The sequence below is a fragment of the Mesorhizobium sp. M0698 genome, assembly GCF_040320455.1.
Taxonomy (GTDB): Bacteria; Pseudomonadota; Alphaproteobacteria; order Rhizobiales; family Rhizobiaceae; genus Mesorhizobium.
In genome coordinates this window covers 128,803-141,429 of sequence record NZ_JAMYPQ010000017.1, presented here as the reverse complement: position 1 = coordinate 141,429, position 12,627 = coordinate 128,803, and the positions used below count along the sequence as shown (strand labels likewise).

10 protein-coding genes are annotated in these 12,627 nt (G+C 65.1%); 2 read left to right on the top strand and 8 right to left on the bottom strand.

Going from position 1 to position 12,627, the window contains the following annotated elements; genetic code table 11:
* A partial coding sequence (gene uxaC / locus NKI16_RS26610) for a glucuronate isomerase (protein ID WP_352923887.1) occupies positions 1 to 1,456 on the bottom strand: 1,456 nt, incomplete at its 3' end.
* 175 nt (positions 1,457 to 1,631) lie between these two features.
* Here uxaC and NKI16_RS26605 point away from each other — a divergent pair.
* Positions 1,632 to 3,158, top strand: a complete 1,527-nt coding sequence (locus NKI16_RS26605) for a mannitol dehydrogenase family protein (protein WP_352785097.1) — start codon at positions 1,632 to 1,634, stop codon at positions 3,156 to 3,158.
* A complete protein-coding gene (uxuA, locus tag NKI16_RS26600; protein WP_352923885.1) occupies positions 3,155 to 4,333 on the top strand; it encodes a mannonate dehydratase in 1,179 nt (392 codons plus the stop codon). Before NKI16_RS26605 ends, uxuA begins: the two co-directional genes overlap by 4 nt.
* Positions 4,334 to 4,499: 166 nt before the next feature.
* Here the strand turns inward: uxuA and NKI16_RS26595 are convergent, their stop codons facing one another.
* The 7 genes from NKI16_RS26595 to NKI16_RS26565 all read right to left on the bottom strand — a co-directional run bounded on the left by NKI16_RS26595 (position 4,500) and on the right by NKI16_RS26565 (position 12,595).
* Positions 4,500 to 4,907, bottom strand: coding sequence for a F0F1 ATP synthase subunit epsilon (locus NKI16_RS26595; RefSeq protein ID WP_023678096.1), 408 nt, complete (start codon positions 4,905 to 4,907; stop codon positions 4,500 to 4,502).
* A gap of 118 nt (positions 4,908 to 5,025) precedes the next feature.
* Positions 5,026 to 6,591, bottom strand: a complete 1,566-nt coding sequence (gene atpD / locus NKI16_RS26590; RefSeq protein ID WP_352624929.1) for a F0F1 ATP synthase subunit beta — start codon at positions 6,589 to 6,591, stop codon at positions 5,026 to 5,028.
* Positions 6,592 to 6,658: 67 nt separating this feature from the next.
* Entirely contained in the window at positions 6,659 to 7,543 is an 885-nt protein-coding gene (locus NKI16_RS26585) for a F0F1 ATP synthase subunit gamma (RefSeq protein ID WP_023678098.1), read from the bottom strand.
* A gap of 28 nt (positions 7,544 to 7,571) precedes the next feature.
* Entirely contained in the window at positions 7,572 to 9,101 is a 1,530-nt protein-coding gene (gene atpA / locus NKI16_RS26580) for a F0F1 ATP synthase subunit alpha (protein ID WP_352450899.1), read from the bottom strand.
* Positions 9,101 to 9,661, bottom strand: coding sequence for a F0F1 ATP synthase subunit delta (locus tag NKI16_RS26575; protein WP_352618143.1), 561 nt, complete (start codon positions 9,659 to 9,661; stop codon positions 9,101 to 9,103). Before NKI16_RS26575 ends, atpA begins: the two co-directional genes overlap by 1 nt.
* A 246-nt stretch (positions 9,662 to 9,907) precedes the next feature.
* On the bottom strand, positions 9,908 to 10,303 hold the full coding sequence (locus NKI16_RS26570; RefSeq protein WP_352569521.1) for an AGROH133_08824 family phage infection protein: 396 nt from the start codon (positions 10,301 to 10,303) through the stop codon (positions 9,908 to 9,910).
* A 108-nt stretch (positions 10,304 to 10,411) separates the two neighbouring features.
* A complete protein-coding gene (locus NKI16_RS26565; RefSeq protein ID WP_352785090.1) occupies positions 10,412 to 12,595 on the bottom strand; it encodes a primosomal protein N' in 2,184 nt (727 codons plus the stop codon).
* Positions 12,596 to 12,627 lie beyond the last annotated feature (32 nt).

Genomic DNA, 12,627 nt, shown 5'->3' with positions numbered 1-12,627 from the left:
AACTTCCCGGGTTGCCCTCCGTTTCTACGGTGGGCGCCCCGCGGGTTTCGCCGGGTACGGGTTTTTGCGCCCCGTAATCGCAATGTCCGGGCCCCCGCTGGCGCCCGGGGGCGGCGCGCCCCGTTGGCGGGGCCACGAGACGCGCCAGATATGCGCAATCGACCCGGCGCGCCACATCATGGCGGGCCGGTATGGATGGAAAGGCGCGGGTGTCGTCGTTGAAACCGACGGTGTTGTAGAAACCGGCCGTTTCGGTGGTCATCTCACGGAACCGGCGCATGCCTTCGGGGCTGTCGTGGAACCACCAGGCCGGGCCGAGCTTCAATGCCGGGTAGACGCCGGCGAGCGGCGCCAGCTCGCGCGCATAGCTGGTCTCGTCGAGCGTGAAGAGGATGATGGTGAGGTCGCGCTCCAGCCCGACGCAGTCGAGCAGCGGCTTCAGCGCCGTCACATAGTCGGTTCGGGTCGGAATATCGAAGCCTTTGTCCCTGCCGAACTTGTGAAAGATAGCCGGCGAATGATTGCGCCAGGAGCCGGGATGGATCTGCAGGACCAGCCCGTCGTCGCGGCTCATCTTGGCCATCTCGGTCAGCATCTGGGCGCGGAACAGCTTTCGCTCGCGCTCGTCGTCCGAGCCCCGGCGGATGCGGTTGAACAGCTCCTGCGCGGCGGCATCCGAGAGATTGGCGGTTTCGGCCGTCGGATGGCCGTGATCGGAGGAAGTCGCACCGAAACTCTTGAAGAAGGCGCGCCGCTGGCGGTGCGCCTCGAGATAGCCTGTCCAATTGCCGGTATCGCACCCGGTGATCTCGCCAAGCCGGTCGAGATTGGCCGAGAACCCTTCGAAGTCGGGATCGACGATCGCATCCGGCCGATAGGCGGTGATGACGCGGCCCTCCCAGCCGCTGTCGCGGATCATCTGGTGCCATCTGAGATCGTCGAGCGCGCCTTCGGTCGTTGCGATGACTTCAATGTTGAAGCGCTCGAACAGCGCTCGCGGGCGAAAATTCTCCCACTGCAGCAAGGTCGAGATCATATCGTAATGGCGGTCGGCGGTTGCGGCCGTCAGCGGCTCGTCGATGCCGAACAGATGGGCAAGCACATGGTCGAACCACAGCCGGGTCGGCGTACCCCGGAACAGGTAATAATGCTCGGCGAAGCGCCGCCAGATCGTTCTGCCGTCGGTTTCCACCGGCGAGCCGTCAAGCGTCGGCACCCCAAGCTCCTCAAGCCGAACGCCCTGGCTGAACAGCATGCGGAAAATGTAGTGGTCCGGCACGATCAGCAACTGCGCCGGATCGGGAAACGCCTCGTTGAGCGCATACCAGCGCGGATCGGTGTGGCCGTGCGGGCTGACGATCGGCAGGTCCTTGACCGCGGCGTAGAGATCACGGGCCAGCGAACGCGGGCGCGCCTCGGCGGCAAACAGCAAATCCGGATCCGTCAATGCGGCCACGCAAATCCTCCCAATCCGGACATCGGTAGGGTTGGAAAGAAATAATGTCAACATACAAAAACTGGGTTGTTGTATGATGACTTTTCGTCGGCCATTGCCCATTGTGCGTGACGGCATCGGGTGTTACGCCGCCTGACAGCAGTGACCCAACAATCTCGATCAGACACGTGGCGCAATGACCAATAGACGCCTTTCCAACAGCACGCTGAAGGCACTGCCGGCTTCGGTCACGGTTCCGCGCTACGCCCGCGGCGGCGGCGCACCGGGCATCGTCCATCTCGGTGTCGGTGCCTTCCATCGCGCCCACCAGGCGGCCTATGTCGACGACTGCCTGGCGGCGGGAGAGGCGGACTGGGGCATTGTCGGCGTGTCCTTGCGCAGTCCTGACACGCGCGACGCACTGGAGCCGCAGGATGGCCTCTACACGCTGGCGATCAGGAGCAGCATCGGCGAAGAGCTGCGCGTCGTCGGCTCGATCCTGTCGCTGCTGGTGGCGCCGGAAGATCCGGCTGCGGTGCTCGCCGCGCTGACCGATCCGCGCACCCGCATCGTCACGCTGACGATCACCGAAAAGGCCTATTTGAGGGCAGCCGGCGGCGGCCTGGACAATACCCACCCCGAGATCGTCCATGATCTGGCCAACCCGCAAATGCCACGGACGGCGCATGGTTTCCTGACCGAGGCGCTGTCGCGCCGCCGTGCCGCCGGCATCCAGCCTTTCACCGTGCTCTGCTGCGACAACCTTCCGGCCAATGGCGCCACGCTGCACCGCCTGCTGGTCGAATTCGCCGCACTGCGTGATGCCAGGCTCGCCACTTCAGGCGATGCCAGGCTCGCCACTTCAGGCGATGCCAGGCTCGCCGCACACATCGCCGACGGCGTCGCGTTTCCGTCGAGCATGGTCGACCGCATCGTGCCGGCGACCACCGATGTCGACCGGGCGCGTATCGCCGTCGAGCTCGGCGTCGAGGATGCCTGGCCGGTGATGACCGAGCCGTTCTGCCAATGGGTGGTCGAGGACGATTTCCCGGCAGGCAGGCCGGCCTGGGAAAAGTTCGGCGTCACCATGGTCGGCGACGTCGGGCCCTTCGAGGACATGAAGCTGCGGCTGCTCAACGGTTCGCATTCGGCAATCGCCTATCTCGGCCTGCTCAGCGGCTACGACACGGTCGACCGCGCCTTTGCCGATCCGGCGATCCGGCAATTCGTCGACGGACTATGGGCCGAGGCCATCCCGACGCTGCCGCAGGACGCCGGGCTCGATACGGCCGGCTACACGGCCCAGCTCGCCGAACGCTATTCGAACACCGCGCTCGCCCATCGCACGGCGCAGATCGCCAATGACGGCAGCCAGAAGCTGCCGCAGCGCATCGTCGCCTCGGCCCTCGATCGGCTGGGCGCCGGTGACCCGCCCGCGCATCTCATGCTGGTGGTGGCGGCCTGGATCGCCGCTTGCGAGGCGCGCGGCAAAACCTTGCCGGAAGCCCATTTCACCGACCCGATCGATGCTCGGCTTACGGCGCTCGGCAGCCGGCCGGCTGGTGAAACGGTGACAGCGATGTTCGATCTCGCCGGCTTCGCCAAGGACCATGCCCACCGCATGACACTGATCGATCTGACGGCAGCCCATCTCGAACGCCTGCGGCGGGGCGGACCTGCCGCTGCCTTCGCGGCGCTTGGCATAGGCAGTGAGAAGCCATGAGACAGACCTGGCGCTGGTTCGGGCCGGACGATCCGGTGACGCTTGCCCATGTCCGTCAGGCCGGCGCCGTCGGCATCGTCAGCGCGCTGCACCACCTCAACGACGGCCGCGCCTGGCCGGCGGACGAGATCGCCAGGCGCAAGGCCGAGATCGAGGCAGCAGGCCTGACCTGGGACGTGGTCGAGAGCATCGTCGTGCACGAGGACATCAAGACCCGCAGCGGCGACTGGCGCAGCCTGATCGACAATTACAAGGCTTCGATCCGCGCCGTCGCCGCCGCCGGTATCAACACCGTCTGCTATAATTTCATGGCGATCACCGACTGGACGCGCACGGACCTCGATTACCCGATGCCGCATGGCGGCACGGCGCTGCGCTTCGATGTCGTCGAGCTCTGCGCCTATGACGTCTTCATCCTTGAGCGAGAAGGGGCGGAGGCCGATCACCCACCGGCCCGCGTCGAGGCCGCGCGTGTGCGACTGCAAGGGATGAGCGACAGCGACAAGGCAAGGCTGGAGCGCAACCTGATCGGCTGGGTCCCGGCGCGCGAATTCATCTTCGATCGGGCAAGCTTCCGCCGCGCCCTCGACCTCTACAAGGACGTCTCCACCGAAGGCCTGCGCGAAAACCTGTTTGCCTTCCTGCGCGAGATCGTGCCGGTGGCCGAAGAGACCGGCCTCAGGATGGCGATCCACCCCGACGATCCGCCTTTTTCGCTGTTCGGCCTGCCGCGAATCGTTTCCAAGGCAGCCGATGCCCGCGCGCTGCTCGACGCCGTCGCTTCGCCGGCAAACGGGCTGACCCTGTGCACCGGCTCCTATGGCGCGGGCGCGCAGAACGATCTGCCGGCAATGGCCAAGGCCTTCGCCGAAAACATCCATTTCGCCCATCTGCGCAACGTCACCAAGGAGCCCGACGGCTCCTTCCACGAAGCCGAGCACCTCGACGGCGACACCGACATGGTGGCGGTCGTGTCGGCGCTGATTGGCGAAGAGCGGCGGCGCAAGGCGGCAGGCAAGGCGGACTGGCAGGTGCCGATGCGTCCCGACCATGGCCATGCCATCGTCGACGACATCGGCAAGAAGGTGAACCCCGGCTATTCCTGCATCGGACGGCTGAAGGGCCTCGCCGAACTGCGCGGCGTCATGCGCGCCGTGGAGGCACTGACGGTGTGACCAGCCCCCCTTCCCCTTGTGGGAGAAGGTGGCCGAGCGAAGCTCGGTCGGATGAGGGGTGTTCCAGGGAACGCCGACGTCTCGTTTCTTCCAACACCCCTCAACCGTCTCGGCGCTGCGCGCCGATCCACCTTCTCCCACACGGGGAGAAGGCAAGGGGCGCCTGTTAAGCCGGCAACAGCGCGCCTTCGAGCGTGGTGAGCTGGTTGAGGAACTGCTCGGCCTTGCTGCGGGTCTGGTCGTCCTTGGCGTCGGCGGCGTCTTCCCTGGCCTCCTGGATGCGGCGGGCAAGGTCGGCGCGGTCGATGTCGCCGACGGCCACAGCCGATTCGGCGAGCAGCGTGCAGCCGGCCGGAACGATGTCGGCAAAGCCGCCGAACACCACATAGCGCTCTTCCTTGCCTTGCGCGGTCTTCAGCGTAACGACGCCCGGCTTGATTGTAGTCATGACCGGTGCGTGATGCGCCATGACAGTCATCTCGCCTTCGGCGCCCGGGATGACGACGGATTCGACCTGCTCGGAAACCAAGAGGCGCTCCGGCGAGACCAGTTCGAATTTGAAAGCTTCAGGCATGATCAATCTAGCGACTGGTGAATGGTGAATGGTGAACGGTCAGAAAGAATGACCTTCACTCAGCCCCGATTTCCTATCCGCTACTCCCCATTCACAATTCACTATTGACCATTCACCATCAGGCCGCTTCGGCGGCCAGGCGCTGTGCCTTCTCGACCGCTTCCTCGATGCCGCCGACCATGTAGAAGGCGGCCTCCGGCAGATGGTCGTAATCGCCGTTGCAAAGGCCCTTGAAGCCCTTGATGGTGTCGGCGAGGTCGACCAGCTTGCCCGGTGCGCCGGTGAACACTTCGGCGACGAAGAAGGGTTGCGACAGGAAGCGCTCGATCTTGCGGGCGCGGGCCACGGTCTGCTTATCCTCTTCCGACAGCTCGTCCATGCCCAGGATGGCGATGATGTCCTGCAGCGACTTGTAACGCTGAAGGATCGACTGCACCTGGCGGGCGACCTGGTAATGCTCTTCGCCGACAACCATCGGGTCGAGCATGCGCGAGGTCGAATCGAGCGGATCGACGGCCGGATAGATGCCCTTTTCCGAAATCGCGCGGTTGAGCACGGTCGTCGCGTCGAGGTGGGCGAACGAGGTCGCCGGTGCCGGGTCGGTCAGGTCGTCGGCCGGCACATAGATCGCCTGCACCGAGGTGATCGAACCCTTGGTCGTCGTGGTGATACGCTCCTGCAGCGCGCCCATGTCGGTAGCCAGCGTCGGCTGGTAGCCCACGGCCGAAGGAATGCGGCCGAGCAGCGCCGACACTTCCGAGCCCGCCTGCGTGAAGCGGAAGATGTTGTCTACGAAGAACAGCACGTCCTGGCCCTGGTCGCGGAAATATTCGGCAACCGTCAAGCCGGTCAGGCCGACGCGGGCGCGGGCGCCCGGCGGCTCGTTCATCTGGCCATAGACGAGCGCGGCCTTGGAGCCTTCGCCGCCGCCCTTCTTGTTGACGCCGGACTCGATGAACTCGTGATAGAGGTCGTTGCCTTCGCGGGTGCGCTCGCCGACGCCGGCGAACACCGAGAAGCCGCCATGCGCCTTGGCGACGTTGTTGATCAGTTCCTGGATCAGCACCGTTTTGCCGACGCCGGCGCCGCCGAACAGGCCGATCTTGCCGCCGCGGGCATAGGGGGCCAGCAGGTCGAGCACCTTGATGCCGGTGACCAGGATCTGCGCTTCCGTCGACTGCTCGACATAGGTCGGCGCCGGCTGGTGGATCGAGCGCATCTCGATGCCGTCGACCGGGCCTGCCTCGTCGACCGGCTCGCCGATGACGTTGATGATGCGGCCGAGCATGCCCGGGCCGACCGGCACGGTAATCGGTGCACCGGTGTCATAGACGTCCTGACCGCGGACCAGACCTTCGGTCGAGTCCATGGCGATGCAGCGCACGGTGTTTTCGCCCAGATGCTGAGCCACCTCTAGCACCAGGCGATTGCCGACGTTGATCGTCTCAAGCGCGTTCAGGATCGCCGGCAGATGTTCGCCGAACTGGACGTCGACAACGGCGCCGATGACCTGGCGAACCTTGCCTGCCAAGCCGGTTTTCTTGATGGTGGCGGCCGGCGTATTCACAGCGGCGGCCTTGGTTGCTGCCGCCTTCTTGGCCGGAGCGGCCTTTACTGCTGCCGGAGCCTTCGCTGGTGCCGCGGCCTTAGGGGCTGCCGTCTTGGGGGTCGCTGCTTTCGCCATCGTCTTTACCCTTTTCGTCTCTTTGTTTCGCACACGCTTGAGGTCGATGACCTCCTTGTGGGCGTGCCTAGAGCGCCTCGGCGCCCGAAATGATTTCGATCAATTCCTTGGTGATCTGCGCCTGCCGCTGGCGGTTGTAGGTGATCGACAATTTGTTGATCATGTCGCCGGCGTTGCGCGTCGCATTGTCCATGGCGCTCATCTTGGCGCCCATCTCGCCGGCAGCATTCTCGAGCAGCGCGCGAAAAACCTGCACGGAAATGTTGCGCGGGATGAGATCGGAGAGGATTTCGCCCGGCTCCGGCTCGTATTCGTAGACGGCGCTGCCGCCGTCCTTCACTTCCGCGCCAGCCGCAGGCGCGCCCGCCGGGACAATTTGCTGCGCTGTCGGGATCTGGCTGATCACCGACTTGAACTGCGAATAGAACAGCGTGCAGATGTCGAAGCCGCCTTCGTTGAACAGGTGGATCACCTTCTTGGCGATGGCATCGGCATTGACGAAGCCCAGCGTCTTGACCTCGCGCAGGTCGACACGCTCGATGATCAGCGCCCCGTAGTCGCGGCGCAATATGTCGAACCCCTTCTTGCCGACGCAGATGATCTTGACCTGCTTGCCGTCGGCCAGAAGCTTGCGGATGTGGTCGCGGGCAAAGCGGGCGATCTGCGAATTGAACCCGCCGCACAGACCGCGTTCGGCCGTGCAGACGACAAGCAGATGCACGTCGTCCTTGCCGGTGCCGGTCATCAGCGCCGGGGCATCGCCGCCGCCGCCGATCGCCTGGGTGATATTGGCCAGCACCGCGCCCATGCGCTCCGAATAGGGACGCGCCGCTTCCGCCGCTTCCTGCGCGCGACGCAGCTTCGCCGCGGCGACCATCTGCATCGCCTTGGTGATCTTCTGCGTCGCCTTGACCGAGGCGATACGGTTACGAAGGTCTTTTAACGAAGGCATGCTTCAAACCTGATCCCGTCCGTCCTGCTCAAGCAAAGGTCTTGGCGAAGGCGTCGATTTCTGCCTTCAGCCTGGCGCGCAGATCGTCGGACAGCGCCTTCTCCTTGCGGATGCCGTCGAGCACGTCCTTGCCGGCCGAGCGCATATGCGACAACAGACCATGCTCGAACTTGCCGACCTGGTTGACCGCCAGCTTGTCGAGATAGCCGTTGACGCCGGCGAAGATCACCGCGACCTGCTCCTCGACTTTGAGCGGCGAGAATTGCGGCTGCTTCAACAGCTCGGTCAGACGCGAGCCGCGGTTGAGCAGGCGTTGCGTGGCTGCGTCGAGATCGGAGCCGAACTGCGCGAAAGCAGCCATTTCGCGGTACTGCGCGAGCTCGCCCTTGATCGACCCGGCAACCTGCTTCATCGCCTTGATCTGCGCCGAGGAGCCGACGCGCGACACCGACAGGCCGACATTGACCGCCGGGCGCACGCCCTGGAAGAACAGATTGGTTTCCAGGAAGATCTGGCCGTCGGTGATCGAGATGACGTTGGTCGGGATATAGGCCGACACGTCGTTGGCCTGCGTTTCAATGATCGGCAGCGCCGTCAGCGACCCACCGCCATTTTCGTCGTTGAGCTTGGCGGCGCGCTCGAGCAGGCGCGAGTGCAGGTAGAAAACGTCGCCGGGATAGGCTTCGCGGCCCGGCGGACGGCGCAGCAGCAGCGACATCTGGCGATAGGCGACGGCCTGCTTCGACAGGTCGTCGTAGCTGATCAGCGCGTGCATGCCGTTGTCACGGAAATATTCGCCCATGGTGCAGGCAGTGAACGGCGCCAGGAACTGCATTGGCGCCGGATCGGAGGCGGTCGCGGCGATGATGATCGAATAGTCGAGCGCGCCGCGCTCTTCCAGGACCTTGACGAACTGCGCCACCGTCGAGCGCTTCTGGCCGACGGCGACATAGACGCAGTACAGCTTTTCCTTCTCAGGGCCGTTGTCGTGCACCGATTTCTGGTTGAGCATGGTGTCGAGGATGATCGCGGTCTTGCCGGTCTGGCGGTCGCCGATGACCAGCTCGCGCTGGCCGCGGCCGACCGGGATCAGCGCGTCGATGGCCTTGAGGCCGGTCGACATCGGCTCGTTCACCGATTTGCGCGGGATGATGCCGGGCGCTTTGACGTCGACGCGCTTGCGTTCGGTGGCCTGGATCGGGCCTTTGCCGTCAATTGGGTTGCCGAGCGCGTCGACGACGCGGCCGAGCAGGCCCATGCCGACGGGCGCATCGACGATGGCGCCGGTGCGCTTGACGGTGTCGCCTTCCTTGATGTCGCGGTCGGCGCCGAAGATGACAACGCCGACATTGTCGGCTTCGAGGTTGAGCGCCATGCCGCGGATGCCGCCGGGGAACTCGACCATCTCGCCGGCCTGGACATTGTCGAGGCCGTAGACGCGGGCGATACCGTCACCGACGGACAGCACCTGGCCGACTTCGGAGACCTCGGCCTCCTTGCCGAAATTCTTGATCTGGTCTTTCAGAATTGCGGAAATTTCCGCGGCGCGGATGTCCATCAGCCGACCTCTTTCAGTGCAAGCTTGAGCGAATTGAGTTTGGTTTTGAGCGACGTATCGATCTGGCGCGAGCCGATCTTGACCACCAGTCCGCCGAGCAGCGACGGATCGACGGTGACCGTGATCGCCACGTCTTTGCCGGCGACGCTTTTCAGCGCCGCTTTCAGCTCGGTTTCCTGGGCAGGCGTCAGCGCATGCGCCGAGGTGACCTCGGCAGCGGTCTCGCCGCGGTGTTCGGCGGCGATCTGGCGGAACGCCTTGATCATGCCGGGCACGGCGAACAGCCGGCGATTCTGGGCAACGACGCGCAGGAAATTGCCGGTGAGGCCGGTAATCCCTGCTCTGTCGGCGATCGCGGCGATCGCCTTGGCCTGGTCCTCGCTGGAGAAGACAGGGCTCCTGATCAGCCGCGAAAGGTCAGCGCTGCCTTCGAGCATCGTTTCGAACCTGTTGAGGTCGGCCTCGACGCTGGCGACCGAATTGGCCTGCAGCGCGAGTTCGAACAGCGAACCCGCATAGCGTTCTGCGACACCTGAGATTGGCGATGACGATTGGGCCACGGACCGTCTTTTCTCTTGTCTGACAGGCCGCAGATTGTTGGCGCGAGCAAAAACTCTGGCTAAATCTTTGACCTTACTGCATTTTTCCAAGCACGGAGGCGCGGCTTCCGCTATCCCCGGTCGAAAGTCGATTGCCGTCTAGCACAGGCATTTTCAGACCGCAATGCGTCGTCCGGCATGGTTTTCAGGCACTATTGTCGCATCCGCCGGGCGAGTTCAGCAACCAACCCCGGATTGATCGCTGATTCAGGGCAAAAAGCCGAAGGCGAAGGCAAGCGGCAGCGCCGCCAGCACCAGCTCGACGACAATGGAAGCCCAGTTGAACGGCGTGTTGGCGCCGTCCGACATCATCGACAGCAGCCGGCCGAAGGCGGTGAACAGCCAGGAGAAGCCGAGCGCCATATAGAGCAGCGGCTGCGCCAGGAGGATGCAGCACAGGCTGACGCCGAGATAGAAGCCCGACATCCGGCCGCGCCCCTCGGCGATCGCCGCCGCCTTCTCCGGTCTGACCTGCAGCCGCAGGATCCGGAAGGCCAACCCTGGCGCCAGGAACAGCAGCAGGCCGAACAGCAAGGTCACCACGGCGCTCGACCATGCCAGCCACTCGCCCTGGCTCATCGGCCACGGAAACGCAAATTCCATCTTGTCCCCTCTTAAATGCATAGTCGAAATTTCGGGCATTCTAGCGAAGCAAGAGACATACGCCAGATGGGCATCGGCAATTTGCGGAAGCCTGTCCTCTGAGCCCCTTCACAAAAAGCTCTGCGGGTCGATGTCGACCTGGACTCGCACCGAGCCCCTTATCTTCGGCCCCTCGGCCAGCATGGTGCGAATGAACCCTTGCATGTCGGTGCGCCGTTCGCCCTGGATCAGCAGGCGAAAGCGATGGCGGCCGCCGATCAATGACAGCGGCGCCTCGGCCGGGCCGAGCACGAACAGGTCGGTGGCTTGCGGCGCGGCGCGACGCAGGCCACGGGCGTGCCCTTCGGCTTCGGCCCGTGTCGCCGCGCTGACGATGACGCCGGCGAGCCTGCCGAAGGGCGGCAGCGCCGCCCGCTCACGCTCGGCGATCTCGCGCTCGTAGAAGGACTCGGCATCGCCGGAGACGATCGCGCGCATCACCGGGTGGTCGGGTTGGAAGGTCTGCAGCAGGCCGAGGCTTTTCTTGCCGGTGCGGCCGGCGCGGCCGGTCACCTGGCTGAGCAGTTGGAAGGTGCGCTCGGCGGCGCGCGGGTCGCCATTGGCAAGGCCGAGATCGGCATCGACCACACCGACCAGCGTCATGTTGGGGAAATTATGGCCCTTGGCGACGAGTTGCGTGCCGATGACGATGTCGGCCTCGCCATTGGCGATGGCTTCAAGCTCGAGCCGCAGCCGGCGCACGCCGCCCATCAGGTCGGACGACAGTACGATGGTGCGGGCATCGGGGAAATGCGCGACGACCTCCTCGGCGATGCGCTCGACGCCTGGCCCGCAGGCGACCAGATGGTCGAGCGTGCCGCATTCCGGACAGGCTTCGGGCCGGCGTTCATTGTGCCCGCAGTGGTGGCAGACGAGCTGGCCGCGAAAGCGATGCTCGACCAGCCAGGCCGAGCAGACCGGACAGCCGAAGCGGTGGCCGCAGACCCGGCAGAGCGTCAGCGGCGCATAACCGCGCCGGTTGAGGAACAGCAGCGACTGTTCCTGTTTTGCCAGTGTCTGCCGCATTTGTCCAAGCAACACCGGCGACAGGAAACCGCCGCGTGCCGGCGGCGCGCGGCGCATGTCGATCGTCTTGAGATCGGGAAGTGCCGCCTCGGCAAAGCGCGCCGAAAGCACCGCCCTGCTGTAGCGGCCCTGGCTGGCATTGACCCGGCTTTCGACTGACGGTGTCGCCGAAGCGAGCACGACCGGAAAACCGCCGATATGGCCGCGCACCACGGCCATGTCGCGCGCGTTGTAAAAGACGCGATCCTCCTGCTTGTAGGCGGGATCGTGCTCTTCGTCGACGACGATCAATCCAAGCTCGCTGAACGGCAGGAACAGCGCCGAGCGCGCGCCGGCGACGACCCGCACGCCGCCTTCCGCCACCTGCCGCCAGACCTTTTCGCGCATTCTTGGCGGCAGGTCCGAGTGCCACTCCGCCGGCTTGGCGCCGAACCGCTCCTGGAAGCGTTCGAGGAAAGCGTGGGTCAGCGCAATTTCCGGCAGCAGGATTAGCACCTGCTTGCCACGATCGAGCGCGGCCGCGACCGCCTCGAAATAGACCTCCGTCTTGCCGGATCCGGTTACACCGTCGAGCAGGGTGACGCCGAATGTACCGGTCGCGACATTGGCGCGCAGCGTCTCGGCGGCATCGCTCTGGTCGGGCATCAGTGAAGGCACGGCGTAGCCGGGATCGGGTGCTGCGACCACCGGCCGCGGCGGGATCATCACCGTCTCGAATACGCCCTGCGCCCTCAGCCCGTCCACCACCGTCGACGACACGCCTGCCGCATGCGCCAGGCCGGATCGCGTCCAGGCAAGTCCGCCTTCGGCCGTCTCCAGCACGCGCGTCCTCGCCTCCGTCATCCGGTCGGGCTTGGCGAAGGTGCGCTGCAGCCCTTCGATCCACGGCTCCGGGTCGAACGCCTCCGGCGCCCTGAGCAGCATGCGCGCCACCATGCCGGGCGGCGACAGCGTGTACTGCGCCACCCAATCGACAAAACGCCGCATCGCGCGGTCGATCGGCGGGCAGTCGAAAACCTGCTCGATCGGCCGCAATTTCTTCGCGTCGACCTTTTCGACGGCGCCGTCCCAGACGATGCCGGCGACCTGGCGGGGCCCAAGCGGAACGCGCACGATCGAGCCCGGCACCACGCGCATGCCAGCCGGCACGGCATAGGTGTAGGGGCGCTCGGCGGGCATCGGCACCAGCACCGGTGCGGCCGCGACAAAGGGCGAATCTTCGATCATGAGGCGTGACCTTGCCCCGACTTTGGTCTAGA

Excerpts from the sequence above, each read along its gene's own strand:
- NKI16_RS26605 (WP_352785097.1), top strand. The coding sequence starts at position 1,632 with ATGACCAATAGACGCCTTTCCAACAGCACGCTGAAGGCACTGCCGGCT.
- uxuA (WP_352923885.1), top strand. The coding sequence starts at position 3,155 with ATGAGACAGACCTGGCGCTGGTTCGGGCCGGACGATCCGGTGACGCTT.
- NKI16_RS26595 (WP_023678096.1), bottom strand. The coding sequence starts at position 4,907 with ATGCCTGAAGCTTTCAAATTCGAACTGGTCTCGCCGGAGCGCCTCTTG.
- atpD (WP_352624929.1), bottom strand. The coding sequence starts at position 6,591 with ATGGCGAAAGCAGCGACCCCCAAGACGGCAGCCCCTAAGGCCGCGGCA.
- NKI16_RS26585 (WP_023678098.1), bottom strand. The coding sequence starts at position 7,543 with ATGCCTTCGTTAAAAGACCTTCGTAACCGTATCGCCTCGGTCAAGGCG.
- atpA (WP_352450899.1), bottom strand. The coding sequence starts at position 9,101 with ATGGACATCCGCGCCGCGGAAATTTCCGCAATTCTGAAAGACCAGATC.
- NKI16_RS26570 (WP_352569521.1), bottom strand. The coding sequence starts at position 10,303 with ATGGAATTTGCGTTTCCGTGGCCGATGAGCCAGGGCGAGTGGCTGGCA.
- NKI16_RS26565 (WP_352785090.1), bottom strand. The coding sequence starts at position 12,595 with ATGATCGAAGATTCGCCCTTTGTCGCGGCCGCACCGGTGCTGGTGCCG.